General features: G+C 62.9%; 22 protein-coding genes and 1 other RNA gene. 8 read left to right on the forward strand and 15 right to left on the reverse strand.

Annotated elements, in window-relative coordinates:
* The first annotated feature begins 74 nt into the window (after positions 1-74).
* Positions 75-1,901, forward strand: a complete 1,827-nt coding sequence (locus tag D3880_RS04075; RefSeq protein ID WP_218567597.1) for an FAD-dependent oxidoreductase — start codon at positions 75-77, stop codon at positions 1,899-1,901.
* A gap of 426 nt (positions 1,902-2,327) precedes the next feature.
* Here the strand turns inward: D3880_RS04075 and D3880_RS04080 are convergent, their stop codons facing one another.
* The 7 genes from D3880_RS04080 to ssrA all read right to left on the reverse strand — a co-directional run bounded on the left by D3880_RS04080 (position 2,328) and on the right by ssrA (position 7,883).
* Positions 2,328-2,837 carry a ProQ/FinO family protein gene (locus tag D3880_RS04080; RefSeq protein ID WP_119892244.1) on the reverse strand — a complete coding sequence of 170 codons (510 nt, stop codon included), beginning with the start codon at positions 2,835-2,837 and terminating at the stop codon, positions 2,328-2,330.
* 382 nt (positions 2,838-3,219) lie between these two features.
* Entirely contained in the window at positions 3,220-3,618 is a 399-nt protein-coding gene (locus tag D3880_RS23025; RefSeq protein WP_119892245.1) for a hypothetical protein, read from the reverse strand.
* A gap of 514 nt (positions 3,619-4,132) precedes the next feature.
* Positions 4,133-5,029, reverse strand: coding sequence for a plasmid replication initiator TrfA (trfA, locus tag D3880_RS04090; protein ID WP_119892246.1), 897 nt, complete (start codon positions 5,027-5,029; stop codon positions 4,133-4,135).
* 1 nt (position 5,030) lies between these two features.
* A complete protein-coding gene (locus D3880_RS04095) occupies positions 5,031-5,246 on the reverse strand; it encodes a helix-turn-helix transcriptional regulator (protein ID WP_119892247.1) in 216 nt (71 codons plus the stop codon).
* Positions 5,247-5,334: 88 nt separating this feature from the next.
* Positions 5,335-6,063 (reverse strand): hypothetical protein, encoded by a 729-nt coding sequence (locus D3880_RS04100; protein ID WP_162934937.1) that lies wholly within the window; start codon positions 6,061-6,063, stop codon positions 5,335-5,337.
* Between the two features lie 57 nt (positions 6,064-6,120).
* Positions 6,121-7,359: a tyrosine-type recombinase/integrase gene (locus D3880_RS04105; RefSeq protein WP_119892249.1), complete on the reverse strand. Its 1,239-nt coding sequence runs from the start codon at positions 7,357-7,359 to the stop codon at positions 6,121-6,123.
* Between the two features lie 166 nt (positions 7,360-7,525).
* Positions 7,526-7,883, reverse strand: a transfer-messenger RNA (tmRNA) gene (gene ssrA, locus D3880_RS04110).
* A gap of 138 nt (positions 7,884-8,021) precedes the next feature.
* Between ssrA and D3880_RS04115 the strand changes: the two genes are divergently transcribed.
* A complete protein-coding gene (locus D3880_RS04115) occupies positions 8,022-10,934 on the forward strand; it encodes an ATP-binding protein (RefSeq protein WP_119892250.1) in 2,913 nt (970 codons plus the stop codon).
* 10 nt (positions 10,935-10,944) lie between these two features.
* Here the strand turns inward: D3880_RS04115 and D3880_RS04120 are convergent, their stop codons facing one another.
* The 5 genes from D3880_RS04120 to D3880_RS04140 form a co-directional block, all read right to left on the reverse strand.
* Positions 10,945-11,190, reverse strand: a complete 246-nt coding sequence (locus D3880_RS04120) for a hypothetical protein (RefSeq protein ID WP_119892251.1) — start codon at positions 11,188-11,190, stop codon at positions 10,945-10,947.
* 57 nt (positions 11,191-11,247) lie between these two features.
* Entirely contained in the window at positions 11,248-11,517 is a 270-nt protein-coding gene (locus D3880_RS04125) for a hypothetical protein (protein WP_119892252.1), read from the reverse strand.
* Positions 11,518-11,678: 161 nt separating this feature from the next.
* Entirely contained in the window at positions 11,679-14,492 is a 2,814-nt protein-coding gene (locus D3880_RS04130; RefSeq protein WP_119892253.1) for an FAD-binding and (Fe-S)-binding domain-containing protein, read from the reverse strand.
* 162 nt (positions 14,493-14,654) lie between these two features.
* Positions 14,655-15,800: an FMN-dependent L-lactate dehydrogenase LldD gene (gene lldD, locus D3880_RS04135; RefSeq protein ID WP_119892254.1), complete on the reverse strand. Its 1,146-nt coding sequence runs from the start codon at positions 15,798-15,800 to the stop codon at positions 14,655-14,657.
* A 130-nt stretch (positions 15,801-15,930) separates the two neighbouring features.
* Positions 15,931-17,619 carry a lactate permease LctP family transporter gene (locus D3880_RS04140; protein ID WP_119892255.1) on the reverse strand — a complete coding sequence of 563 codons (1,689 nt, stop codon included), beginning with the start codon at positions 17,617-17,619 and terminating at the stop codon, positions 15,931-15,933.
* Between the two features lie 304 nt (positions 17,620-17,923).
* Between D3880_RS04140 and D3880_RS04145 the strand changes: the two genes are divergently transcribed.
* Positions 17,924-18,694 carry a GntR family transcriptional regulator gene (locus D3880_RS04145; RefSeq protein WP_119892256.1) on the forward strand — a complete coding sequence of 257 codons (771 nt, stop codon included), beginning with the start codon at positions 17,924-17,926 and terminating at the stop codon, positions 18,692-18,694.
* Here the strand turns inward: D3880_RS04145 and smpB are convergent, their stop codons facing one another.
* Positions 18,695-19,177, reverse strand: a complete 483-nt coding sequence (gene smpB, locus D3880_RS04150) for an SsrA-binding protein SmpB (RefSeq protein ID WP_119892257.1) — start codon at positions 19,175-19,177, stop codon at positions 18,695-18,697.
* A gap of 174 nt (positions 19,178-19,351) precedes the next feature.
* On the opposite strand from smpB, the gene D3880_RS04155 reads away from it, so the two are divergent.
* Positions 19,352-19,786, forward strand: a complete 435-nt coding sequence (locus D3880_RS04155) for a type II toxin-antitoxin system RatA family toxin (RefSeq protein ID WP_119892258.1) — start codon at positions 19,352-19,354, stop codon at positions 19,784-19,786.
* Positions 19,787-19,789: 3 nt separating this feature from the next.
* Positions 19,790-20,101, forward strand: a complete 312-nt coding sequence (locus D3880_RS04160; RefSeq protein ID WP_119892259.1) for an RnfH family protein — start codon at positions 19,790-19,792, stop codon at positions 20,099-20,101.
* A 59-nt stretch (positions 20,102-20,160) separates the two neighbouring features.
* Here the strand turns inward: D3880_RS04160 and D3880_RS04165 are convergent, their stop codons facing one another.
* A complete protein-coding gene (locus tag D3880_RS04165; protein ID WP_119892260.1) occupies positions 20,161-20,688 on the reverse strand; it encodes an outer membrane protein assembly factor BamE in 528 nt (175 codons plus the stop codon).
* 97 nt (positions 20,689-20,785) lie between these two features.
* Here D3880_RS04165 and fur point away from each other — a divergent pair, with 97 nt between their 5' ends.
* The gene (fur, locus tag D3880_RS04170) at positions 20,786-21,190 is read left to right on the forward strand and encodes a ferric iron uptake transcriptional regulator (RefSeq protein WP_119892261.1); all 405 of its coding nucleotides are present in this window, start codon (positions 20,786-20,788) and stop codon (positions 21,188-21,190) included.
* A 73-nt stretch (positions 21,191-21,263) separates the two neighbouring features.
* On the opposite strand, the gene recN is transcribed toward fur, so the two are convergent.
* Complete coding sequence (recN, locus tag D3880_RS04175) at positions 21,264-22,937, reverse strand: DNA repair protein RecN (protein WP_119892262.1); 1,674 nt, start codon at positions 22,935-22,937, stop codon at positions 21,264-21,266.
* 157 nt (positions 22,938-23,094) lie between these two features.
* Here recN and grpE point away from each other — a divergent pair, with 157 nt between their 5' ends.
* Together grpE and dnaK are read left to right on the forward strand one after the other, a co-directional pair.
* Positions 23,095-23,664, forward strand: coding sequence for a nucleotide exchange factor GrpE (grpE, locus tag D3880_RS04180; RefSeq protein WP_119892263.1), 570 nt, complete (start codon positions 23,095-23,097; stop codon positions 23,662-23,664).
* 99 nt (positions 23,665-23,763) lie between these two features.
* Positions 23,764-25,680 (forward strand): molecular chaperone DnaK, encoded by a 1,917-nt coding sequence (gene dnaK / locus D3880_RS04185; protein WP_119892264.1) that lies wholly within the window; start codon positions 23,764-23,766, stop codon positions 25,678-25,680.
* Positions 25,681-25,773 lie beyond the last annotated feature (93 nt).

The raw sequence follows: 25,773 nt of genomic DNA on the forward strand, positions 1-25,773 counted from the left end.
CGCCGCCGCGAGTTTCGGAGCGAGAGGCAGTCGGCGATTGATCCCGCGGTTAGCGGAAAATGGGAGTCTAGGACGTGAGCAACACAGAGAAAAAATCCGCATCGTTTTCAAGAATCCTGATCGAAGCAGAAGACTTCGAAAACTACGGCGGCTGGGTCCTCGACTCTCAGTTTGAGACGGTAATGGGATCCCCGTATCTGCTTGCCCACGGGCTGGGCCGTCCAGTCGCCGACGCCACGACAAAGATCAACGTGACTCACGCTGGCGATTACGAGGTGTGGGTTCGTGCGAAGGACTGGGTGCCCTCACACCACCCTGGGCGCTTCACGCTCTCGATTAACGACAGCACACTCGACACGGAGTTCGGCGCAAATGGTCAGGACTGGTCATGGCAATGCGCAGGAAAGGTCTCACTACCGCAGGGTCAAACAACCCTGGCCCTGCATGACCTTACAGGCTTCGACGGACGATGCGATGCGATCTACCTCTGCACGGACGGTGTAGCGCCCCCCGACCAGGTGAACGAAGCCAGCTCTGCATGGCGGAAAGAATTGCGGGGGCTGCCCGAGCACCCTGTCGATGCCGGAGATTACGATGTAGTGGTAGTCGGAGGGGGGATCTCCGGCTGTGCGGCTGCTCTGACTGCAGCCCGCCTGGGCCAAAAGGTAGCCTTGATCCACGACCGCCCTGTTCTAGGTGGTAACGCAAGCATCGAAATTGGCTTGATGCCGAGAGGTTCACAAGGTGCTCTGCTTCAAGAGTTGGCTAAGCGCTCCGCGAACGGCGACCTAGCAGCCTTGTCGCTGCTTGAGGCCGAGCCTACCGCCACTGTGTTTCTTGAGCATCGGATCATCAGCGCAACCAAAGAGGGCTCCAAGGTTGCCGCTGTCCAAGCCGTGCAAGCTCGTGGCGGTACCGAGCGCCTTATCAAGGGCTCCTTATTCATCGACACCACTGGCACCGCGATCCTCGGCGTCTTCGTGGGGGCCGAAACGTTGTTCGGCCGGGAAGCCCGCGCCGAGTTCAATGAGCCCTACGCTCCCGAGACCGGTGATGACATGCACCATGGGAATACGGTGTTCTTCCGCACGCGGATGGCGGATCACCCAATACCGTTTCCAGAGGTTCCTTGGGCAACCGAAGTCGCAAAAGACTACGCCAATTTGAGCGGGCAACTGCTGGAGGCTGGGGAGGAGAACGGCCCTGGCCCGCAAGCTGGAAACAACCCAAGCACACCCGAGTTCAGATTCGGCAGTAAAGCCGATGTGTTCCCCGCGACGCACTTCTGGGAGTACGGCCAATGGCTGGATCCCTATACCGAAGGCGAGCTCATTCGTGACTACCTCATGCGGGCACTCTACGGAACGTTCTCCAACGTTAAGCGTCTTGAGCCTGAGAACTACGCAAACCTTGAGCTTGAATGGATGGCCTATGTAGCCGCCCAGGGTGAATTTCGCCGATACCGCGGTGACTACATCCTCACGGAGAATGACCTGCGGAACCATACGCAATTCCCCGACGCGCTGGTTCCTAACGATGGGGCATTCTGCATCCACTGCGCATGGGGTCCTGGAGAAGGGAAATACGATTTCCGCCTCAAAGATTGGATCTGGGACATGCGCGATCGGAAAGCCTACGAAATTCCTTTCCGTAGCCTTTATTCATCCAACATCGACAACCTGATGATGGCTGGCAAGCACATCAGCGTCACCCACGTTGCAGGCTCATCTACGAAGACGATGGGTAATGGCTCGCAACACGGTATCGCCGTCGCAGCTGCCGCATTCCTGTGCAACAAGTACAACTCAACACCTCGCGGTCTCTACGAGAACCACCTCAGCGAGCTGAAGGGGCTTGTTGCTGAACTCACAGCCTGCGATCACGAACATCCCTCCAAATGATTTTCAGGGGTCGGTGACAGCAATGCCCTCGGCCATCAGATTCGCAGAATGGACACAGCGGACAGCCTGCCAATCAGACATGGCGTGGGCTGGAGAAGGCAACCCGCCGCTCGACAAGAGAGGAAGTAACTCATGGTTCACAACACCTATGCGCAGAACAACACAGCGCTACTTTTGATCGACCCATACAACAACTTTCTGGCGGAGGGCGGCAAGGTCTGGCCGTTTATAGGGTGGACAACGTTTACTGGTCCACCAGCTGGTAACTGACCGCTTTTGGCCGAAAACAGTCGGTCGTGGCAGCCCGCTTCCGGCCATTAACGGCCCTTCGAATCGCCTCGCCATCAAGGGCGCTGGCCAGCAGTCCCTCGCTCGCCTTACCAGTGACTGAGGGGTTGGGTGACTCGATGTCGGCCGTGAGCGAAGTCAGCTCACGCTCTGTTGCGCAACGGTATCGGCGGCGGGGTCCTTGGGGCGGTCCTTCGGCTTCGACTGATTACGTCGCGCTTGCCCACGTTGCCGCGAAGCCTGCTGCTTGGCATGCAGCGCCTGCGCGGCCGTCACCGTACCAACGGCCTGACCGCTTAGGTCCAGACGAGGTACGTTCTCCGTCATGCTTGCCCAGTAGCGACTGCCCTTGCACCAAGTAGCGATGCCCTGCTTGAGCTGTTCGCTGGTCAGTCCGAGCAGCTCCAGGTGTTGCTCGGCATCCTTGAGGATGCCTTCCTTGAGCGGAACCTTGGGAGCTGGGTTGACCGGGAAGGCCAATGGAAAGTGCTTCTGCAATCGCCAGATCGCTTCCATTGCAGGGTCCTGCTCACGAGGCTTGGCCTGCGGGGCGGAGTCCCGCTTGCGCTGCTTTGGGCGATCATTCTGCACTTGTTGTTTTTCAGCCCGCAGGCGGTCACGTAGCTCAGCTAGTTGCTCAAAACCCATCGTTCAGTTCACAGCTTCATGGTTGATTCGTGGCGCAAGGTTATCCCATGCAGTCTTTTGGAACAGCCTAATCAGGCGGCGACACGATCAAATCAAGTGATCGCAGCATTCCAGTCGCTCGCCGACGAGCAATGGAACGGCAGGTATGCGGCAGTTCCGGACTGATTAAGGATAAAGGGCTGCTTATGGCCGGTTGATGCCGGTCAGATTTTATTTGGGAAGCGCTGAACAAACATCCGATTCATACCTCGTCGACGTTTTCAGCCTGATTTCTACGACCTAGTGGGCGAGCACTGCTAATTTCGGACCGGTTTGAGTCCTAGTTTCGCAGGTTGGCGGAGCATCGCCTATGTTGCAGGTGGATTGAACCCCTGGCTTCGCACTAGCGACGATAATAGCGGTGATCGTCCGCGTAGCGCTGCCGCATGGCCCGATCTCGGTGGCGCTCCCAATCACGATGACGTTCAGCTTCTCGGCGGGCTTGCTCTCTACGCCACTTTTCTCTACGCCAGTCGTCTCGGCGCCAATCGTCTCTACGATCGTGCCAACGACCGTCATGCCAGTATCGGTCGTCATGGGCAAGCAACGGCCCTGACTGCTTGCCGGCCATACTGGCCAAGGTCGGCCAAGGGTTGCCGGCAGCCTGGACCGGAGCCTGAACTGCTGCGACTTCAGTTGCGAAAACAGGAGTTGAGGTCTTCATCTGTGTTGCTGATGCCGAGCCCACTGCCGCGAATGCCAACAGCCCGAAGAGCACCATCCGTGGGTCATGGAGTTTCATGAGCGAAGACAACCTCTGATTGACATTTTGACGTGTGGCTATCTGGCTGCGGGAAAACTGCAGGTTCGCGCTTACCGAGTGGATGTGCCTATCCACATAGACCGATAAATAGGGAAAAGTTCTAGGGACCCGCTGCTTAAATATCCAACGGCCTCAGTGTTCGGCCCCTTTGAGGTTTGCTATCTCGATGTCCGCTCTTGGCCGTTCTCTGCCGGTCGCCTCTTCGGCGTGTATTGGTCAATTCGGATGTAAACGGTGGTCAGCATGAATGCAATAGCCGCCACGTTTGAATGTGATCGCTCAGCCAAGTGCGATGCAATTACGCAATTGAGTGCTGGCTTTGCAGAAAACGACTGTCCGTGTGGGATTAGAACTTGATTAAAGGTGATTAGTAAGGTGTCGGATTAGATGCTAAAGCCTGTGTGGTATAGGTTTCAGCTGGTGGGGTGAGACTCGCAGTGACGGTATTTGCTACCTGCAGAAACGGCATTGAAACCCCGTCATAACGGCATCGCTACCTGCTATGACGGCAATGTTTACCCGCTATAACGGTATTGTTTTGGCGTTTCGCGAGGTGGCGTTCCTGCGTGGGGCTTGGGCGCTTATCAACCCTGACTAACTCGCCCTTGATCTGAAACGCAAACTGTTGGCCGTGCTCGGCGCTGGCTAGGGCCAGCCTAACTAGAGCCCTGCGGAGTAGCTGTAGGAACTTGCTCTGGCTGACGGTTCTGCTGCCTGATAGTTTGCGCAGTGTTTCGACGCGCACCGGGTAGGGGGCTGCATGGGTCGAGTAGTACCCGTGCAGCCACTGCGCCAGCGGGCTCCCGCTCAGCGTGCATCTGACTCCCCAGTGAACCAGGGTGTACTGGTCGCCGGCGAACAGCCGGATGAGGCTGGGGTTGAAGCGCAGGACGAGCGGTTTGCTGCCGTCGAGGCATTCAGCATCAGTCAGGTTACCCTCGTACGCATACGAGGCTGTGCGAATCGATAACTCGCAGGTGTTGAGACGCAGCAGTCTGCGTTTCAGGCTGGCTCTGCTGGGGCCCGTGTCGGTGATGCCTAGGCACCTCAACAGAGCGTACATGCTCGTGTGGTACTCCTGATCCAGAGGGTGATTGCGCAGCAGGTGTAGCTGCGCAGCCCAGAGGTCGAGGTCGCTCTGATCGAGCTGCTCTCCGGTGTAGGTCAGGGCAATTCCAGCCTGCGAATTGATCGTCATCCCATCCAGCCTAACTCGCTGGCCCCTACCGATCACTGCAAACACAGCCGAGCGTAGGATTGCGTTGGGTAATGCGCGATAAGGTTCCCGCCAGTTCTGTAGGCGAGGTGCTGGAACATCAGCGGGGCGAGATGCGGATGCCGTAGCGCTAGCCTTGGCCTCCAGTTCCCTGGCCTTGGTCAGAGCCCCCATTTCAGCCGTTGTCCCGCTTCTCGATCTGAGCCCGTATCCAGGCTTCAACCTCGGCGACAACGTAGAAATTCGACGCCTGCCTGTGGGGGCCGTCTTTGATGGGCTTGGGGAAGGTGGCGTCTTTTTTGCGCAGCTTGTCCAGGCCAGACCTCGACAGATCGAGGTGCTCGATTAGGCTGGATTGGCGGATCAGGGTTTTCTGTGTGTCCAGATGCATGTGGCGTCTCCGTGGTGATGACGCTCGCTACGTTATGCATCTCGATATGCCTGCACACTACTGTCAGAGCGCGTGGCAATAGCAGTTTCTAGCTATCGTATTTGCTGACGGACGGCGCTTTGTAGCTGCGCAGCCATCCCCGCTCGTGTTCGTCTAGGCCGTGGCACCTGAATGTGCAGCCTGGCAGCTCAACGGAGTAGGGCAGTGTCCAGAGCTCACTTGGGGGGCAGATCGGTTCTCTTGCATTCTTGCTGGTCAGCTTCGGCGCAAGTTTGCCTAGCTCGTTTCCCAAGCTCAGTTGCTGCAGGTACGAATCCGGACTGATGGGCGTGGCGAGGTTTGCGGTCGACTGGACATGGATTTGGAGAGCCGCCCAGAAATGGGCTACGGGCATGTAGGCTGACCATGCTCGCCGGATAGATCTCTCTCCGGGGGCTATTCTGCCTCCTAACGAGTTTCGGGCCTCCTGGAAATACTGGGCCCCTAGGTGGATGGCTTTGTTGACGCTTGCATCTTCGCCACTGGCACTCAGCTTGATAAGATTCAGTAGGATCTCGCCGGCAACCGATCCTCTTATGGCGAGGCTTTCCATGGCATCCGTTCCTGCAGGGGCAGGGCTTTCGAGCAGATCCTTGAGCACCTCCACGGGGATTGATTCAAGCCCATCCTCTCTCGCACAGAGGAGCGTGTACTCGGCCATTTTTCGTGCGAGATATCCATTTCTCAGTTTTTCGTCTGCGGGGTGCAGCATGTATGCCGTAACTTCGAACGGAAGAAAGGCTGCGTCATAAGGTGCATGGAATTTCATCACTGGCATGCAGTATCGCTCACTCTCCGGGGCGGTGTGCTTCGATGAGTAGACTGGCGCTTGCGTTCACGCGCGCTTGATCTTCACCACGTTGCCAGCAGCCAGTCTGTGTAGATGATCGGCATACCACTGCATCATGATTTTGCGCTGCTCCAGGTAGGTGCTTTTGTCGTAGACGCCCCGAACGCCTTCTTTTACATGCGAGAGCTGAGCCTCAACGTGCTGTGAGTCAAATCCGTTTTCATTGAGGATGGTGCTGGCGAGATGGCGGAAGCCATGGCCTGTCTGTCGGCCTTCGTAACCCAGGCGACGCAAGGCCATCAGAAAAACGGTATTGCTACGTGGTTTGGTCGTGTCGCTGCGACCGGGAAAAAGTAGTGAGTAGCTTCCGGTGATATTGTGCAGGTCACGTAGCAAGTCAACGGCTTGGCTGGGTAGCGGTATGAGGTGTTCGCGACGGCGCTTCATGCGCTCGGCGGGAATCAGCCACAACCCGGCATCGAGGTTGAACTCCTGCCAACGTGCTTCGCGTAGCTCCGAGGGGCGGCAGGCAAGCATCGTGAGTAGCTGCAGGCCAATTCGCACGTCTGCCGCGTGAGGGTAGGAGCGGATGGCCCTCAGCAGTGCGGGTAGCTCCTCAAGGGATACATGGGCGAAATTTTCGACAGGCTTGGTCAGAAGGAACTTATGCAGGCCTTCGAGCGGGTTGTGAGTGGCGCGGCCGGTAACCCTGGCGAGATCGTAGACCTCTCTGCACATGCCGCGAACGCGACTCGTCTGCTCGACGATGCCGGTCTCTTCCATGCCGCGCAGGAAATTCATCCATTCCATTGGCAGAATGCTGATGAACGGGCGCTTACCGAACGCAGGAAAAACGTGCTTTTCCAGCGCCCCGATGGTTCGGATTGCAGTCCCTTCTGTCCAGGTCTTGCATTTGGCGCTGTACCACTCGCGCGCCAGACGCTCGAAGGTGTTGTTGGCTGCTTCTAGCTCGGCTGCTTTCTGGGCTTGTTTGGTTGCCAGAACGCTACCGCCTTTCGCGGTGTTGTCGCGCAGCTCGCGAACTTTGCGGCGGGCCTGTTCGCCGGTCAGTTGGTGGTCACCTGCACCGTAACCGCCAAGGCCTAGCCATGACCACTTGCCATCCGCCTTCTTGTAGCGCAACTGCCAAGACTTCGAGCCATCTGGCTTCACGCGAAAGTACAGGCCGTCACCGTCCAGCTCGCGGTATTCCTTTTGTTCAGGTTCTAGGCCGGAAAGCACGGTATCGGCCAGTGGACGCCGCTTGATCTGGCTGCGCTTCATCCTTGTATCCCTCCGGTTCATTTTTTATCAAAGGATACACGGCGGGATACACGGCGGGCAATTATGTAGGGAAGCGTATGGGGGCATTCAGAAACAAGAAAGCCCGCACGGGGCGGGCTTTTCAGGGGTGTTTCCGTTCATGTTGGAACATGTGGAAACTTGCATTTGGTGGAGCCGGGGGGATTTGAACCCCCGTCCGCCAGTTCTCCGCTGTTGGTTCTACATGCGTAGCCATCTCTATTGAGTTAACTCATCGCGACCCGAGTGGCAGGGTGCTTTGAGCGAGCTGCATAAGTTTTAGCCGTTACACCTGCAGCGAGCTTGGCGGCGATCCTGTTCTATCTGACTGACCAAATCTTCGGGTTTACAGGCATCCCCTAGGGTCAGCTAGCGGCCCTTAGGCGGCTAGAGCGTAGTTGTCGTCGTTGGCAACTATAAGTTTGCAACAGTGGATTTACGAGTTCTGTTACCAACTCGGCATGCCCCTCGAGTTTTGTTACCGGCGTCGAATCCTAATCGGCCCCAAAACACTGTGGTTACACAGTGGGATATGCAGTGTACGGCAAAGGTGCTGGCGCGTCGACCAGCATGGACGGCGGGCGGGCAGCGGTTATCATGCGGCTTTCGTCTGCTAACGCCGACATTCTGGAAGAGTCGTCGCCATGTCGCCTGCTTCGCGTTACCCCCTGCGCCGGTGGATCTGGCGCGCCTTCGTGCAGAGCGCCCTGATTCCGCTGATTCTGGTGGAGTCGGTGCTGATCGCCGTGTACCTGCTGACCAACAGTGCGATCCGCGATGCACAGCTGGACTATCTGCAGCAGCGTGCGGTGCAGGATCTGACCGCCGCGGTGCAGCGCGAGGGACAGATCATCGACGGCCGCTTGCAGGGCATCGAGGCACAAGTGCGCATCTACCGCGATGCGGTGGCCCAGGCTCTGGCGGATAAGGCCTACCAGCCGGATGCCCTGGAGCGTCAGCGCCATGCACTGACGGCTGACGGCGTGTTCTACAGTCGCAGCGACGATGGTCGCGCGGCGTCCTTCTATGCCAGCAGCACGCCGCTGGCCCGGCAGGACCACGCCAAGGCCCTGCGGCTAATGCGCGTCGACCCGCTGATGCGCTCGATCCAGGCCGCCAGCCCGCTGGTGTCGGCGGTCTACTTCAACAGCTGGGACAGCTACAACCGCATTTACCCGTTCTTCCTCACCCCGGATCGCTATCCCCATGACATGGTGATCCCCGACTACAACTTCTATTACCTCGCCGACGCCCGTCACAACCCCGAACGCAAGGTGGTGTGGACCGACGTTTACCTCGACCCGGCCGGTCTGGGCTGGATGATGTCGGCGATCGCGCCGGTGTATCGCGGTGACTTCCTCGAAGGGGTGGTGGGTCTGGATATCACTATCGGCAAGATGCTCGCCGAGATCGGCAGTTTGCAGGTGCCCTGGCAGGGCTACGCGATGCTGGTGAGCCGCGACAACAGCATCATGGCGCTGCCGGAGGCCGGCGAGGACGACTTCGGCCTCGACGAGCTGACCCAGCACGACTACCTCGAGGCCGTGCAGCGGGAGACCTTCAAACCCGCGGATTTCAACCTCGCGCAGCGCCGCGAGCTGCAGCCGCTGCTGCAGGCCATGGTGGCGAGCCCGAGCAGCGTGCAGGAAGTGCTGCTCGGCGGGCGCAAGCAACTGCTGGCCTGGAGCGAGATTCCGCAGACCGGCTGGCGCCTGCTGCTGGTGGTGGACGAGGCGAATATCTTCCAGGAGACCAACCGCCTGGCGGCCTATTACCAGCAGATCGGCTACCTGTTGATCGCCGGGCTGCTGTTCTTCTACGCCCTGTTCTTCGCCTGGATGTGGCGGCGCTCGCGGCGCCTGAGCGCACAGCTGGCCGAGCCGCTGCAAGGCATCGCCGGCATGCTGCGCGGTCTCGGCCAAGTCGGCCAGAAGACGCCGAGGCCAGCCACGCAGATTGACGAACTGGTCGGCATGGTCGCGGCGGTCGAACAGGCCGATGGCCAGCTGCAGGCCAGCGAGCTGGAGCGCGAGCAGGCCCAGCGCACGCTGCAACTGGTGCTGGAGTGCACCACCGAAAGCCTCTGGGAGCTGGATGGCGTGAAGCAGACGTTCAAGCTGGGCGAGCGTTTCCTCCGCCGCTTCGGTCTCGACCGCGATGAAATTCCGCTGGTCGAGTACAACCAGCGCGTGCATCCAGACGATCGCGACCGCCTGCGCGGCCTGCGCCTGCATTGCCGGGATGATGGCGAGGACAGCTTCGATGCCGAGTACCGCTTCGCCGATATCACCGGGCAGTACGCTTGGCTGCTCAGTCGTGGCCAGGTGGTGGAGCGCGACGCCGCGGGTTTGGCGGTCAAGGTGGCCGGCACCCACGTCGACATCACCCGGCTGAAACAGGTGCAGGATGACCTGCGCCGTACCAGCCTGGAGGCGCAGGCCGCCAGCCAGGCCAAGAGCCGCTTCCTCTCCAGCATGAGCCACGAGCTGCGTACGCCGCTCAATGCCATCCACGGCTTCGCCCAGCTGATCGAGCTGGAGGCGCAGGAGAAGCGCGATGCGCAGACCGAGCTCGGTTATGCGCGGGAGATCGTCAACGCCAGCCGTCATCTGACTTCGCTGGTGGATGACATCCTCGACCTGTCCAGCATCGAGAGCCGTCGTCAGCAGCTGCAGCTCAAGCCGGTGGACGTCGGCGCCTTGCTCGCCGGCTGTGCCGAGCTGGTGCAGCCGGAAGTGCAGCAGCGCCAGCAGCAACTGCAGGTGATGACGGTAGCGCCGCCACTCTATGTGCTCGCCGATGTGCGCCGCGTGCGCCAGGTGCTGCTCAACCTGCTGTCCAACGCGATCAAGTACAACGCCACGCAAGGGTTGGTCAGCCTCGGCTATGAGTTGCGAGCGGGCTGCGTGCGCCTATGGGTGGAGGACTGCGGCCCGGGGCTGAGCCCGGAGCAGCAGGCGCAGTTGTTCCAGCCGTTCCAGCGGCTGGGCTGGGAGAACTCGAGCATTCCCGGCGCCGGCATCGGCCTGGTGCTGTGCCGCGAACTGGCCGAACTGATGGACGGCGAGATCGGCTTCAGCAGTTCGCCGGGGGTCGGCAGCCGGTTCTGGATCGATCTGCCCAGTGCCGCCGCGCCGCAGGCAGCGGCGGATGCTCAGGCGCACAGCCCGGCGGCGCCACCACGGGCGCTGGCCCAGGTGCTGTGCATCGAGGACCATCCGGCCTGCCTGAAGGTGCTGCAGGAGGGCCTGCGCCAGTTCGCCGAGGTGCGCGGTGTGGCCTCGGTGCAGCGGGCGCTGGCTGCGCTGGATGAACGGGTGCCGGCCTTGCTGCTGCTCGACCTCGACCTGCCGGACGGCGACGGCCTGGAGGTGCTCGACCACCTGCGCCACAGCGTTCGCCTGCGCGAGGTGCCGGTGCTGGTCATCAGCGCCACGGCCGACGAGGCCGCCTTTGCCGAGGCGCGCCGACGCGGGGCCCAGGCTTGCCTGGCCAAGCCGGTGGACCTGCAGCAGGTGCGCCGGCTGGCGTTGTCGTTGCTCGGCCGGGCACCCTGAGGCGCGGCGCTTACTCGCTGGCTTGCAGCAGCTGCAGCGCTTCGCCGAGGACCTTCACCGACTCGGTGTGGTCGCCGGCCTTGTGCAGCGCTTCGCCTTCGGCGCGCAGGTTCTGCACCTGAGCCAGCACGGCGGGATCGCTGGGTGGGGCGGTTTTCAGCATCTGGTCGATCTGGGCCATGTCCGCTGGGCAGTGCATGGCCCAGAGCGGGGGGCTGAACAGCAGGGCGGCAAACACAAGGCTGAGACGGCGCATCGCGGTTCTCCAATCTGAATGAACGGGTCTTGAGTATAGGAAAGCCGGCGCTGCTGGTTAGCTGATGCCGCCTCCGCCTTTATCGCTGTTTTCCAGCACCTGCAGGGCCTTGTTGCTGTTGTTAATGCAGCCTTCGGTGTCACCTACGACCTTGGCTTCCTCGGCCTTGGCCTTGAGCTGCTCGACCTGCTGGGTGGCGGTATCGCCATTCGGCGCTTGGGTCGCCAGGGCGTCCTCCAGCTTCTGCAGGTTGATGTCGCACAGGTCGGCGGCGAACACCGGCGCGGTCAGCAAGGCCGCGACTATCAGCATCGCAAAGCGTTTCATGGTCGGTTCCTCTTGTCGGTTTACCCCAGTGCCCCAGTCGTGGGACAACCTCTGGGGTGCCGCTGTCGGCATACAAGGGTGGACTTGCGACTTTCCGGCTGGGTTCAGTTTTTTTGGGCCGACCAAGAAAGCCCCGCGCAGGCGGGGCCGAGTGCAGCGCCTCAGGGCGCGGCCTTGGGCCGGGTCACCCGGTCGACCAGATAGACCAGACCGTGGTAATCGATGCCGGAATGGCTGGACAGGCCGATCTCGCAGGTGCGGCTGGTGGAGATGCCTTCCGTGCAGGTCTGCACCGCATCTTTGAGGGTGCGCAGCGCGTGGTCGTTGAGCTCCGGGGTGGTGAAACCCTTGTCGCCGGCGAAGCCGCAGCAGTGGATGCCTTCCGGAATCACCACCTCGCGGGTGCAGCGGCGGACGATATCGATCAGCCCCTGGGCCTCGCCGAGGTGCTGGGTCGAGCAGGTGACGTGCACCGCCACCGGCTGCTGCTGCGGGCTGAACTCCAGGCGCTCGAGCAGCTGTTCGCGGATGAACTTCACCGGGTCGTGCAGCTGCAGGCGTGGGTCGAGGCCGTCCTGCAGCAGGCGCAGGGTGCAGGGGCTGGTGTCGCAGTAGACCGGGTCGAGGCCGCCGCGGCTGGCCTTCAGCAGCGCGGCGACCAGCTCCTGCTTCTTCGCCTCGGCCTGCGCCGGGTAGCCCTTGGAGGCGAACGGCTGACCGCAGCACAGGGCGTCCTGGTGGTCGGGGAACACCACCTGGAAGCCGGCCTTCTCCAGCAACTGGCGGGTCTTGGTGAACAGCGGCACCTGCTCGGCATCGCCGGCCGCCGGGCCCATGGCCCGGGAGACGCAGGCGGCCAGGTAGACCACCCGCGGCCGCGCATCGGCGACCGGCGCGGGCGGGGTGGCGAGGCGCAGCGGCTGCGGCATGGCCGGCGTCCACTGCGGCAGCTGGTTGCCGGACCAGCGGCGCAGCACGTCGGAAGTCTTCGCCAGCAGCGGCGCGCCGAGCAGCAGGCGCGCGCCATTGGCCGCGTGCAGGGCGGCGCGGGTGCCCTGCATCGCGGTATGGAAATGCTCGGCCAGCCAGGTTGCGGTGCGCTGGTGAGTGGCCTGCTCGGCGCGCAGCTGGCGCACCAGGTCGCCGGTGTTGATGTTCACCGGGCAGCGCTGCGCGCACAGGCCGGTGGCCGCGCAGGTGTCGAGGCCCTGGTACTGGTAATCGCGCTCCAGCTGCGTGGTGTCCTCGCCGGCGCGCCGCTTGGCCTGGATATCGCGCCAGATGACGATGCGCTGACGCGGGCTGAGGGTCAGGCCCTTGGACGGGCAGACCGGCTCGCAGAAGCCGCACTCGATGCACTTGTCGACGATGGCGTCGGCGGCCGGCAGCGGCTTCAAGTGCTTGAGGTGGATCTGCGCATTGCGGCTGAGCTGCACGTCCGGGTTGAGGATGCCGGCCGGGTCGAGCAGGGTCTTGATCCGCCACATCAGCTGGTAGGCGTCGCTGCCCCACTCCAGTTCGACGAAGGGCGCCATATTGCGCCCGGTGCCGTGCTCGGCCTTCAGCGAACCGCCGAACTCCACCGCCACCAGTTGCGCGACGTCGTCCATGAACGCCGCGTAGCGGGCAACCTGGGCGGGGTCGTCGAAGCCCTGGGTGAAGACGAAGTGCAGGTTGCCCTCCAGGGCGTGGCCGAAAATGATCGCCTCGGCATAGCCGTGCTTGTCGAACAACGCGAGCAGGCAGTTGACCCCGGCGGCCAGCCGTTCGACCGGGAAGGTCACGTCCTCGATGATCACCGTGGTGCCGGTCTCGCGCGCCGCGCCGACCGCCGGGAAGGTGTCCTTGCGGATGCGCCAGAGCTGGTTGTAGACGAGCGGGTCTTCGCTGAAGTCGACCTGCTTCTCCACCGGGAACTCGGCGAGCGACGCCATGATCTGCGCCAGCTGTTCGTGCAGCAGGCTCTGGCTGGCGGCGCGCGATTCGATCAGCAGCGCGCAGGCCTGGCCGGAGAGGTCCTTCACCCAAGCCGGCATGCCGGCCATGTTCTGCACCGAGCGCAGGCTGCGGCGGTCGAGCAGCTCCACCGCCGACACCGGCTGGCGCTTGAGCACCGGCACCGCCTGGCAGCAGGTCTCCACCGTGGGGAAGACGATCAGCGCGCTGGCCTTGTGCGGGTGGTCGGGCACGGTGTCATAGGTCACCGCGCTGATGAAGCCGAGGATGCCTTCGGAACCGACCATCAGGTGACTGAGGATGTCCAGCGGCCGGTCGTAATCGACCAGAGTGTTCAAAGACAGCCCGGTGGTGTTCTTCAGCCGGTACTTGTGACGAATCTTGGCCGCCAGCTCGGGGTTGGCGCGGGTCTCCCGGCCCAGTTCGGCGAGCTGTTCGAGCAGCGCGGCGTGGTGCTGTTCGAACGCCGCGACGCTGGCCGCGTCCTCGGTGTCCAGCACGCTGCCGTCGGCCAGCACCAGGCGGAGGCCGGCGAGGGTCTGGTAGCTGTTCTGCGCGGTGCCGCAGCACATGCCGCTGGCGTTGTTGGCGACTATGCCGCCGATCTTGCAGGCGTTGATCGAGGCCGGGTCGGGGCCGATCTTGCGGCCGAACGGGGCCAGCCAGGCGTTGGCCTGGGCGCCGATCACCCCCGGTTGCAGGCGGATCTGCGTGCCGCCTTCGCGGATGTCGCGGCCGTTCCAGTTGTCGCCGAGGACGATCAGCACCGAGTCGCTGATCGCCTGGCCGGACAGGCTGGTGCCGGCGGCGCGGAAGGTCACCGGCACCCGCTCGGCCTGCGCCAGTTGGAGCAGGGCGACCACTTCGGCCTCGCTCTCGACGCGCACCACCAGCTTGGGGATCAGCCGGTAGAAGCTGGCGTCGGTGCCGAAGGCCAGGGTGGACAGCGGGTCGTCGAAACGCCGCTCGCGCGGGATCAGGCGTTCGACGGCGGTCAGGAAGGCGGCGGGCAGGCTCATGCGTGCTCCAGGAATCACGGTAGGTGGGGGCCGCTCGTGACGGCTCCTCGGATTATGGTTGACTGCACCCTGCTGCCGTTCACGGCCTCGGGGCTGGGGAGCGGGTGGCTGGTGGGTTGCCCGCTCCACTCCCGCGCCCGGTAAGGCGCGGAAGTCCGGGCGTCAGACGCCCAGTTCGCGGACCAGCGAGTCGCGGCTGATCTCGGAAATCGACTTGGCGCCGGTGAGCACCATGGCTACGCGCATTTCTTTCTCGATCAGATCGAGCAGGTTGGTGACCCCGGCCTGGCCGGCGGCCGCCAGCGCGTAGACGAAGGCGCGGCCGAGCAGCACGGTGTCGGCGCCGAGGGCGAGCATGCGCACCACGTCGAGGCCGGTGCGGATGCCCGAGTCGGCGAGGATCGCCAGTTCGCCCTTCACCGCGTCGGCGATGGCCGGCAGCGCGCGGGCACTGGACAGCACGCCGTCCAGTTGGCGGCCGCCGTGGTTGGACACGACGATGCCGTCGGCGCCGAATTTCACCGCGTCCTTGGCGTCTTCCGGGTCGAGGATGCCCTTGATGACCATCGGGCCGTCCCAGAAGTCGCGGATCCACTCGAGATCCTTCCACGAGATCGACGGGTCGAAGTTGGCGCCCAGCCAACCGATGTAGTCGGCCAGGCCGGTCGGATTGCCGCGGTAGGTGGAGATGTTGCCGAGGTCGTGCGGGCGGCCGAGCAGGCCCACGTCCAGCGCCCAGGCCGGTCGGGTCACAGCCTGCAGCATGCGGCGCAGCGCGGCGTTCGGGCCGCTCATGCCGGAATGCGCGTCGCGGTAGCGCGCGCCGGGCACCGGCATGTCGACGGTGAACACCAGGGTAGTCACCCCGGCGGCCTTGGCGCGCTCCAGGGCGTTCCTCATGAAGCCGCGGTCCTTGAGCACGTAGAGCTGGAACCACATCGGCCGGTCGATGGCCGGGGCGACTTCCTCGATCGGGCACACCGACACGGTAGACAGGGTGAACGGCACGCCCTTGGCCGCGGCCGCGCGGGCTGCCTGCACCTCGCCGCGCCGTGCGTACATGCCAGTCAGGCCCACCGGCGCGAGCGCCACCGGCATCGCCAGGGTCTCGTTGAACAGGCGGGTTTCCAGGCTCAGCTCGGCCATGTTCTTCAGCACGCGCTGACGCAGGGCGATGCCGGCCAGGTCCTCGACGTTGCGCCGCAGTGTGTACTCGGCGTAGGCGCCGCCGTCGATGTAGTGGAACAGGAACGGCGGCAGCCTGCGTTGCGCGGCGGCGCGGTAGTCGGTAGAGGCAGAGATGATCATGGGCGTCTCATCGGTGGATGGTCGATGTCAGTTCCCTCTCCCGTATACGGGAGAGGGCTAGGGAGAGGGCGGCGGTGCTAATTACCCTCTCCCCCGGCCCCTCTCCCACGCATGAGAGAGGGGAGAGCACTCAATGCACCAGCATGCCGGTGAACACATAGGCTTGCGCCAGGGTGATCAGGCCGACGAAGGTGGCGAAGATCAGGCTGTGCTTGAGGGTGAAGCGGAACAGATCCGACTCGCGGCCGACCATGCCGGTGGCGGCGCAGGCTACGGCGATGGACTGCGGCGAGATCATCTTGCCGGTCACCCCGCCGCTGGTGTTGGCGGCGACCAGCAGGGTGTCGTTGACCCCGATCTGGTGCGCGGTGGTCGCCTGCAGCGAGCCGAACAGGGCGTTGGACGAGGTGTCCGAACCGGTCAAGAACACGCCCAGCCAGCCGAGGAACGGCGAGAAGAACGGGAACGCCGCACCGGTACCGGCGAGCACCAGGGCCATGGTGGTCGACATGCCGGAGAAGTTGGTGACGAAGGCGAAGGCCAACACCATGCCGATCGACAGGATCGGCCACTTCAGTTCGACGAAAGTTTCCTTGAGAGTGGTCAGACCAGTTTTGACGTGGATGCCGAGGATCACCATCGACAGCAGCGCCGAGAAGAAGATCGCGGTGCCGGTGGCGGATACCGGGTCGAGCTTGAATACCGCAGGAATCGCGGTGGGGTTGGCGACGATCGGCGCGACCTTCATCACCAGCTGATCGAGGTGCGGAATGGCGATCAGGAACACGAAACTGTCCAGCGCGCCGCCGGGAGCGAACATCGCCTTGAACGGTTTGAGGGTCCAGATGGTGACCAGCACGGTGAGCACCAGGAACGGCGACCAGGCTTTGAGAATCTGCCCGAAGTTGTACGGCGACGGCTCGGTGCTGCGCACCCCGCCAAAACCGCCGAGCGCCGCGCTGCCGTCTGCATTCACGCCGACGATGTCCTGCTCGCCCGCGACCTTCGGCTGCCAGACTTTGAGGAACAGGGTCAGGCACACCAGGCTGACCAGCGCCGAGGTGATGTCCGGCAGTTCCGGGCCGATGAAGTTGGAGGTGAAATACTGGGTCACGGCGAAACTGGAACCGGCGGCCAGGGCGGCTGGCCAGGTTTCCTTGATGCCGCGCCAGCCGTCCATCATCGCCACCAGCCAGAACGGCACGATGATCGACAGCAGCGGCAGTTGCCGGCCGGTCATGGCGCCGATCTTGAAGGCGTCGATGCCGGTGACCTGACCGGCGACGATGATCGGGATGCCCAGGGCGCCGAAGGCTACCGGCGCGGTGTTGGCGATCAGGCACAGGCCGGCAGCGTACAGCGGGTTGAAGCCGAGACCGACGAGCAGGGCGGCGGTGATCGCCACCGGCGCGCCGAAGCCGGCGGCACCCTCGAGGAAAGCACCGAACGAGAAGCCGATCAGCAGCACCTGCAGGCGCTGGTCACCGGTGATCGACAGCACCGAGCTGCGAATCACCTCGAACTGGCCGCTCTTCACCGTCAGTTTGTAGAGGAACACCGCGGCAACGATGATCCAGGCAATCGGCCAGAGACCGTAGGCGAAACCGTAGCCGGCGGCGGCGAAGGCCATGTCGGTGGGCATGCCGAAGGCGAAGATCGCCACTAGGATTGACAGCGCCAGGGTGATGGTCCCGGCGACATGCCCCTTCATGCGGAATACCGCCAGGGCGAGGAAAAAGAAAATGATCGGGATGAGGGCCGCGAAGGCCGACAGGCCGAGGCTGCCGAGGGGCGTGTAAAGCTGTTGCCAGGCTTGCATCGTGGGGTGGCTCCCTGATTGTTGTTGGGTGTGCCTGTGGGCCGGGGCTGCCTCGGCGCTTGTGGCGCGGGCGAATCGGATCTTGACCTCGGCGTGCGGTGTCGGCTAAATTGGTAATACCAATTTACAAAATCGACGACTCAGAGTAAAAGCTCGGCGGAAAGGCTGTCAATTTGTCGCACTACGACTTTGGTCGGGAGGCGCCTTGGTGGCGTCCTTCGCTATGGTCTGACCAATTTTGCTGGAGGCTGCGCAAAGCCGCGAAGTAGACGCGTGCATCGCTGCGGGCCGGGAGGGAAAGGTGATGAGCTTCAATCAGATCCAGCCGCGCCGTTTGTCGGACGATATCGTCGCGCGCCTCGAGTCGATGATCCTCGAAGGCACGCTCAAGCCGGGCGAGCGGTTGCCGGCGGAGCGTGCGCTGGCCGAGCAGTTCGGCGTGTCGCGACCGTCGCTGCGTGAAGCGATCCAGAAGCTGGCGGCCAAGGGCATGCTGATCAGTCGCCAGGGCGGCGGCAACTACGTGGTCGATACGCTCGGCTCGACCTTCAGCGATCCGCTGCTGCAGCTATTGGAGAGCAACCCCGAGGCGCAGCGCGACCTGCTGGAGTTCCGACATACTCTCGAAGGCTCCTGCGCCTACTACGCGGCACTGCGCGCCACCGCGCCGGACCATCAGCGCCTGCACGAGGCCTTCGCCGCACTGCAGGCCTGCTATGCGCGGGCGCCGAGCCCGAGCGGTCGCGCCGAGGAGGGCGCCGCCGATGCGCGCTTCCACCTGGCAATCGCCGAGGCCAGCCACAACGCCGTGCTGCTGCATACCATTCGCGGCCTGTTCGACCTGCTCAAGCGCAACGTGGTGACCAATATCGGCGGGATGTACGCGCAGCGTGGCGAAACCCGCGACATGCTGATGAGTCAGCACCGGGCGCTGTACGAGGCGATCATCGAGGGGCGCGCCGAGGCGGCACGGGAGATTTCCAGTCAGCACATCCATTACGTGCAGGAAGTGCTGTCCGAGGCGCGGCGTGAGGTCGAGCGGACGGCGCGGGCGCAGCGCCGCCAGGGCCTGTGACTAGTCGTCTTTGCCTTTACTGCGGACCGCGCGCTGGATTTCGCGATCGGAATCGCGCTCCTTCTCAGTGTGGCGCTTGTCGTATTCTTTCTTGCCCTTGCCGAGGGCGATTTCGCACTTGATCAAGTGGGCTTTCCAGTATAGCGACAGGGCCACGCAGGTGTAGCCCTTTTGCTGAACGTTGCCGAATAGCTTGCCCAGCTCGCGCTGATTGAGCAGCAGCTTGCGGGTGCGGATAGGATCGGCGATCACATGGGTGCTGGCGGTGGTCAACGGCGTAATGTGGCAGCCCATCAGCCACGCTTCGCCGTCCTTGAGCAGCACGTAGCTGTCGACCAGTTGGGCTTTACCGGCGCGCAGACTCTTCACTTCCCAGCCAGCCAGAACCAGGCCGGCCTCGTAGCGCTGCTCGACGAAATAATCGTGCAGTGCCTTTTTGTTCTGCGCGATGGTGCCTTGAGGGTGTTTCTTTTGCTTAGCCATAGGGCGCGCATTATAGGGAGATGCTCTCCGGCTGGCGACAGCCTAAGCTTGAGGCGGGTGGGTGAATCTCCGACAATGCGCGATCTTTTTTGACCTGTGCGGCGTTCTGCGTGGTGAGCGGCGGGTTTTGCTGCTCGGCCACGCTCGCTGTGCCGCTGTGGAAGTGAAAATGTCATGAGCACCCATATCCAACGCTCCGCCTTGTTGCCTTATCCGGCGCAGTTGTTGTTCGCGCTGGTCAACGATGTCGCGCGTTATCCGGAGTTTCTGCCCTGGTGCTCGGCGACCGAGGTGCTGGAGGTTAGCGACACGCACATGCTGGCCAGGCTGGCGGTGGCCAAGGGCGGGTTGTCGCAGCAGTTCGTCACCCGCAATGCCCTGGTGCCGGGGCAACGCATCGAAATGAATCTGGCGGAGGGGCCGTTCAGTGAATTGCACGGGGTCTGGCAGTTCAAGGCGTTGACCGACAAGGCTTGCAAGATCAGCCTCGATCTGTCCTTCGCTTATGCTGGCCCGGTGGTCAAAGCCACCCTGGGCCCGCTGTTCAATCAGGCGGCCAATACCTTGGTGGATGCCTTCTGTCAGCGCGCCAAACAGCTATACGGGTAGCGCGTGGTGGAAAAAAGCATCGCGGTGGAAGTCGTCTACGCCCTGGCAGATAAACAGGTATTAATGCGCTTGAGCCTGCCCTATGGCACCACGGTGCGTCAGGCGGCCGAGCGCTCCGGGCTGGATGCGCATTTCCCAGGGCTGGATCTGCGCGGTTGTCCGCTCGGCATTTTCGGCAAGGCGGTGGCCAGGCCGGAAGAGCGCGTGCTGGAAGAGGGCGAGCGCGTGGAGATCTACCGGCCGCTGATTGCCGACCCGAAAGAAGTGCGTAAGCAGCGTGCCGCTAAAGCGGCGCAGGCCAAGGCTGGCAGATAGGATTTTCAGGTACAAAAAAGCCCGGCACTTGGCCGGGCTTTTTATTGGCAGGGTTGGGCCTATTGCGGCGCGGTTTCCAGCGGTGCCGGCATCGGTACCGGAGTGGTTTCGACATCGTCCACTTCGCGCTGGATCTGCTCGAGCACCGAGCCCGGCTTGGCCGGCTCTTCGGCCTTGGGTGCTTCGGCGGGCTGAGCTTGCGGCGCCGCAGTGGGGCTACCGTCCTGGCCCATGATGGCCTGGTCGCGGCTGACGCCTGGCATGAAGTCGCCGGAGAGCCCTGCCAGTTGGTCGTTGTCGTTGAAGATGATGCTCATGCGCTCTTGCTGGCGCTGGCCGCCACCGGGCTGGATGCTGTACAGGTAATCCCAGCGGTTGGCGTGGAAAGTGTCACTGATCAGTGGGTTGCCCATGATAAACCGCACTTGCCGGCGGGTCATTCCAGGCTTCAGCTGGTCTATCATATCCTGAGTAACGACATTGCCCTGTTGAATGTCGATTTTGTAAACCCCGGGGAACGAACAGCCGGCGAGTGCGAGCAGTCCCACGAGGGTGAGACCAGTCAGCATGAGCTTGGTGTTTTGCATCGGTGGGTGACTTCCACTATCTTGGCTGGGCAACTTGACCACCGATCATACCCGTATTGAAGGCTGCTGCGAACCTGCGGCCACGAGAAAGCTGACCATGGTTGAAAATAGCGAACTACGCAAAGCTGGCCTGAAAGTGACCCTGCCACGGGTCAAGATCCTGCAGATGCTCGACTCCGCCGAGCATCGCCACATGAGTGCGGAAGATGTCTACAAGGCACTGATGGAGGCGGGTGAAGACGTTGGTCTGGCCACTGTCTATCGGGTGCTGACCCAGTTCGAGGCGGCGGGGCTGGTGGTGCGTCATAACTTCGATGGCGGTCACGCAGTGTTCGAGTTGGCCGACAGCGGTCACCACGACCACATGGTCTGCGTCGACAGCGGTGAAGTGGTCGAGTTCTTCGACACCGAGATCGAGAAGCGTCAGAAAGAGATCGTCAAGGAGCACGGCTTCGAACTGGTCGATCACAATCTGGTGCTGTACGTGCGCAAGAAGAAGTAAGGCTTCTTAAGCCGCTTGCGGACAAATAAAAAGGCGACCTCGGGTCGCCTTTTTGCTTTTTACGCGATGCCGGTCAGCTGTTGGCGCTGCTGACCATTTTTCGCGCATGGGCCAGGGATTCTTCGGTGAGGTCGACCCCGCCGAGCATGCGTGCAATCTCCTCGACGCGGCCGGCCGCGTCCAGCGCGGCCACGGCGGTGTGGGTGGCCTCCGTGCCGCGAGCCTTGTGCACGAACAGATGCTGATGGCCCTGGGCCGCCACTTGCGGCAGGTGGGTGACGGTCAGCACCTGGCCGCGCTCGCCAAGGCGGCGCAGTAGTTGGCCGACCACCTCGGCGGTGGGGCCGCCGATGCCGACGTCCACTTCGTCGAACACCAGGGTCGGCACTCGCGAGGTCTGCGCGGTGATCACCTGGATCGCCAGGCTGATGCGCGACAGCTCGCCGCCGGAGGCGACCTTGGCTAGGGCCTTGAGAGGCTGGCCGGGGTTGGCGCTGACCAGAAACTCAACCTGTTCCAGGCCATTGGGTTGCGGGTCGCCCTGTTCGCTGGTGCGCAGTTCGATGCTGAAGCGGCCGCCGGGCATGCCCAGGCGCTGCATTTCGCTTTCCACGGCGGTGGCCAGTGTGCCGGCGGCCTGCTGGCGCAGTTCGCTGAGCTGAGTGGCTTTCTCCTGATAGTGGCGGGCGTAGGCGGCCAGTTCTTCACTCAGGCGCTCTCCGGCCTGGTCGTCGGCGTTCAGGCCTTCCAGTTCCTCGAAGAGTTGTTGTTGCAGGCCGGTCAAGTCGACGGGCTGCACCCGGTGCTTGCGCGCCAGGGTGTAGATGCTGTCGAGGCGTTCCTCTAGCAGTTGCTGGCGTTGCGGGTCGGCGTCGAAATGATCGAGAAAGCGATTGAGTTCACCGACGGCTTCCTCGACCTGGATCTGTGCGCTGGCCAGCAGGTTGGTCGCTTCGCCGAGGGCGCCGGGCTGATGGGGAAAGGCGGTCAGCCGCTGCAGGCTGCCGGTCAGGGCCGAGAGCACATTGCCGGCATCGCTTTCGCTGCACAGTTCGAGCACTTGCCGGCAGGCGCCGAGCAGCCTCTCGGCGCTGGCCAGGGTTTTGTGCTCCTGCTCCAGCTGGTCCAGCTCATTTTCACCGAGTGCCAGGTTGTCCAGTTCCTCTAGCTGATAGCTGAGCAGTTGGTGGCGGGCGCGCTGTTCGTCGCTGGCGCTGGAAATGCGCTCCAGCTCTTGGCGGGTCTGGCGCCAGCGCTGGGCGGCGAGCTGGACCTGGCGGGCCAGTTCCTGACTGCCGGCGTACTCGTCGAGCAGGCGGCGATGGGTGTCCGGTTTCAGCAGCGACTGGTGCTCGTGCTGGTTGTGGATGTCGATCAGCAGTTCGCCAAGGGCCTTGAGATCGCCGAGCGGGCAGGGCGAGCCGTTGATGTAGCCGCGTGAGCGGCCTTCGGCGGTGATTACCCGCCGGAGGATGCACGGGCCGTCGTTGTCCAGGTCGCGTTCATCAAGCCAGGCGCGGGCTTCGGCAATGGCGGTGAGGTCGAAGCTGGCGAGGATGTCGGCCTTGTCCGCGCCGGGGCGGACCGCGCCGTTGTCGGCGCGATCGCCGAGGGCCAGGCTGAGAGCGTCGAGCATGATCGACTTGCCCGCGCCGGTTTCGCCGGTGATCACGCTCATGCCGCCATTCAGTTCGAGGTCGAGGTGTTCGACGATGGCGTAGTTGTGAATGGACAGATGAACCAGCATGGCGATCCCCTGAAGTGCAGTGGCTGTGTATTTATACAGTAGTCATTTTCCGCCTGACAACCAGTCGACGGCCCTTGAAGCGAAAAAATGCGCCCCCATATAGGCGGACAGAAGAGCGGGTTATTCACCCCGCGGCGATTTGAGAGAGGAGGAGCGCATGGCTGAAGAACAGACCCTGGACAACCAGAACCCCGAGGCAAGTCCCGCAGCGGAGGCAGTGTCGAGCGACGAGTTCGTCGCCCGCGTGCAGGCGCTGGAGGAGCAGCTGGCGGCGGCCCAGGATCAGTCGCTGCGCGTTGCGGCCGATCTGCAGAACGTGCGCCGGCGTGCCGAGCAGGATGTGGAGAAGGCGCGCAAGTTCGCCCTGGAGAAATTCGCCGGCGATCTGCTGCCGGTCATCGACAGCCTGGAGCGCGGTCTTGAGCTGTCCAATCCGGATGATGAGGCGCTGAAGTCGGTGCGTGAAGGCATTGAGCTGACCCTCAAGCTGTTCCACGACACCCTCAAGCGTTATCAGCTCGAGGCAGTGGATCCGCACGGCGCGCCGTTCAACCCCGAGCACCATCAGGCCATGGCCATGCAGGAAAGCACCCATGTCGAGCCGGGTAGCGTGCTCAAGGTGTTCCAGAAGGGTTATCTGCTCAACGGCCGTCTGCTGCGCCCCGCCATGGTGGTGGTGAGCAAGGCGCCGGAGGAAGCGCCGCCTTCGATTGATGAGCAGGCTTGAAATCAGCGAGCCGGCCCCCATCTGTTTAACCAAGCGAATTAGTGCTACCGCGGCCCTGCAACCAGGCCGCGATGAAAACCAAGTTTCGGGAGAGTGAAAATGGGCAAAATTATCGGTATCGACCTGGGGACCACCAACTCCTGCGTCTCCATTCTGGAAAACGGCAGTGTCAAGGTCATCGAGAACGCTGAAGGCGCGCGGACCACACCGTCGATCATCGCTTACACCAATGATGGCGAAACCCTGGTCGGTCAGTCGGCCAAGCGCCAGGCGGTGACCAACCCGCACAACACCCTGTACGCGGTGAAACGTTTGATCGGCCGTCGCTTCGAAGAAGGCGTGGTGCAGAAAGACATCCAGATGGTTCCGTACAAGATCGTCAAGGCCGACAACGGCGACGCCTGGGTGGAAGTGAAGGGCCAGAAGATGGCGCCGCCGCAAATCTCCGCGGAAGTGCTGAAGAAGATGAAGAAGACCGCCGAAGACTATCTCGGCGAGCCGGTCACCGAAGCGGTGATCACCGTGCCGGCCTACTTCAACGACAGCCAGCGCCAGGCCACCAAAGACGCCGGTCGCATCGCCGGCCTGGACGTCAAGCGCATCATCAACGAGCCGACCGCGGCCGCGCTGGCCTACGGTATGGACAAGGCCAAGGGCGATCACACCGTTATCGTTTATGACCTAGGCGGCGGTACCTTCGACGTGTCGGTGATCGAGATCGCCGAAGTTGACGGCGAGCACCAGTTCGAAGTGCTGGCCACCAACGGCGATACCTTCCTCGGTGGCGAAGACTTCGACATCCGCCTGATCGACTACCTGGTCGACGAGTTCAAGAAGGAAAGCGGCATCAACCTCAAGGGCGATCCGCTGGCCATGCAGCGCCTGAAAGAGGCGGCGGAGAAGGCCAAGATCGAGCTGTCCTCGAGCCAGCAGACCGACGTCAACCTGCCGTACATCACCGCCGATGCGTCCGGTCCGAAGCACCTGAACGTGAAGATTTCCCGCGCCAAGCTGGAGTCTCTAGTGGAAGATCTGGTGCAGCGCACCATCGAGCCGTGCCGCATCGCCCTGAAAGATGCCGGCATCGACGCGGCCACCATCCATGACGTGATCCTGGTCGGCGGCCAGACCCGCATGCCGCTGGTACAGAAACTGGTCTCCGATTTCTTCGGCAAAGAGCCGCGCAAGGACGTCAACCCGGACGAAGCCGTGGCCATGGGCGCCGCCATTCAAGGTGCGGTCCTGGCCGGCGATGTCAAGGACGTGCTGCTGCTCGACGTCAGCCCGCTGACCCTCGGCATCGAAACCATGGGTGGGGTGATGACCGCGCTGATCGAGAAGAACACCACCATCCCGACCAAGAAGTCGCAGGTGTTCTCGACGGCCGACGACAACCAGGCCGCGGTGACCATCCACGTGCTGCAGGGCGAGCGCAAGCAAGCCGCGCAGAACAAGTCGCTGGGCAAGTTCGACCTGGCCGAGATTCCGCCGGCGCCGCGCGGCGTGCCGCAGATCGAAGTGACCTTCGACATCGACGCCAACGGCATCCTGCACGTCGGCGCGAAAGACAAGGCCACCGGCAAGCAGCAGTCCATCGTGATCAAGGCCAACTCCGGTCTGTCCGAGGAAGAGATCGAGCAAATGGTGCGTGACGCCGAGGCCAACGCCGAGGAAGACCGCAAGTTCGAAGAGCTGGCCGGTGCTCGCAACCAGGGCGACGCGCTGGTCCACGCGACTCGCAAGATGCTCACCGAAGCCGGGGACAAGGCCACTGCCGACGAGAAGACCGCTATCGAGAAGGCTCTCGGCGAGCTGGACGCCGCCGTCAAAGGCGACGACAAGGCGCTGATCGAGGCGAAGATGAACGCCCTGTCCGAAGCCACCACGCCGCTGGCGCAGAAGATGTATGCCGAGCAGCCGCAAGGCGCCGAGGCGGCCCATGCTGCCGACGAGTCGAAAGGCGGCGCCGACGATGTGGTCGATGCCGAGTTCGAAGAGGTCAAGGACCACAAGTAAGGGTCACGCTTCCGCCCCAACCCGTCGCCATGCGGCGGGCACGATTCGCCGCGCGGGAGCCTTCTCCCGCGTCGGCGTATCTGGATGATGTGA

The organism is Pseudomonas cavernae, from assembly GCF_003595175.1.
In the GTDB taxonomy this organism is placed as follows: Bacteria; Pseudomonadota; Gammaproteobacteria; order Pseudomonadales; family Pseudomonadaceae; genus Aquipseudomonas; species Aquipseudomonas cavernae.

Coding starts and splice junctions, on each gene's coding strand:
- D3880_RS04080 (WP_119892244.1), bottom strand. CDS start 2,837: ATGGGTTTTGAGCAACTAGCTGAGCTACGTGACCGCCTGCGGGCTGAA.
- D3880_RS23025 (WP_119892245.1), bottom strand. CDS start 3,618: ATGAAACTCCATGACCCACGGATGGTGCTCTTCGGGCTGTTGGCATTC.
- trfA (WP_119892246.1), bottom strand. CDS start 5,029: ATGGGGGCTCTGACCAAGGCCAGGGAACTGGAGGCCAAGGCTAGCGCT.
- D3880_RS04095 (WP_119892247.1), bottom strand. CDS start 5,246: ATGCATCTGGACACACAGAAAACCCTGATCCGCCAATCCAGCCTAATC.
- D3880_RS04100 (WP_162934937.1), bottom strand. CDS start 6,063: ATGCCAGTGATGAAATTCCATGCACCTTATGACGCAGCCTTTCTTCCG.
- D3880_RS04105 (WP_119892249.1), bottom strand. CDS start 7,359: ATGAAGCGCAGCCAGATCAAGCGGCGTCCACTGGCCGATACCGTGCTT.
- D3880_RS04115 (WP_119892250.1), top strand. CDS start 8,022: ATGTCGCCTGCTTCGCGTTACCCCCTGCGCCGGTGGATCTGGCGCGCC.
- D3880_RS04120 (WP_119892251.1), bottom strand. CDS start 11,190: ATGCGCCGTCTCAGCCTTGTGTTTGCCGCCCTGCTGTTCAGCCCCCCG.
- D3880_RS04125 (WP_119892252.1), bottom strand. CDS start 11,517: ATGAAACGCTTTGCGATGCTGATAGTCGCGGCCTTGCTGACCGCGCCG.
- D3880_RS04130 (WP_119892253.1), bottom strand. CDS start 14,492: ATGAGCCTGCCCGCCGCCTTCCTGACCGCCGTCGAACGCCTGATCCCG.
- lldD (WP_119892254.1), bottom strand. CDS start 15,800: ATGATCATCTCTGCCTCTACCGACTACCGCGCCGCCGCGCAACGCAGG.
- D3880_RS04140 (WP_119892255.1), bottom strand. CDS start 17,619: ATGCAAGCCTGGCAACAGCTTTACACGCCCCTCGGCAGCCTCGGCCTG.
- D3880_RS04145 (WP_119892256.1), top strand. CDS start 17,924: ATGAGCTTCAATCAGATCCAGCCGCGCCGTTTGTCGGACGATATCGTC.
- smpB (WP_119892257.1), bottom strand. CDS start 19,177: ATGGCTAAGCAAAAGAAACACCCTCAAGGCACCATCGCGCAGAACAAA.
- D3880_RS04155 (WP_119892258.1), top strand. CDS start 19,352: ATGAGCACCCATATCCAACGCTCCGCCTTGTTGCCTTATCCGGCGCAG.
- D3880_RS04165 (WP_119892260.1), bottom strand. CDS start 20,688: ATGCAAAACACCAAGCTCATGCTGACTGGTCTCACCCTCGTGGGACTG.
- fur (WP_119892261.1), top strand. CDS start 20,786: ATGGTTGAAAATAGCGAACTACGCAAAGCTGGCCTGAAAGTGACCCTG.
- recN (WP_119892262.1), bottom strand. CDS start 22,937: ATGCTGGTTCATCTGTCCATTCACAACTACGCCATCGTCGAACACCTC.
- grpE (WP_119892263.1), top strand. CDS start 23,095: ATGGCTGAAGAACAGACCCTGGACAACCAGAACCCCGAGGCAAGTCCC.
- dnaK (WP_119892264.1), top strand. CDS start 23,764: ATGGGCAAAATTATCGGTATCGACCTGGGGACCACCAACTCCTGCGTC.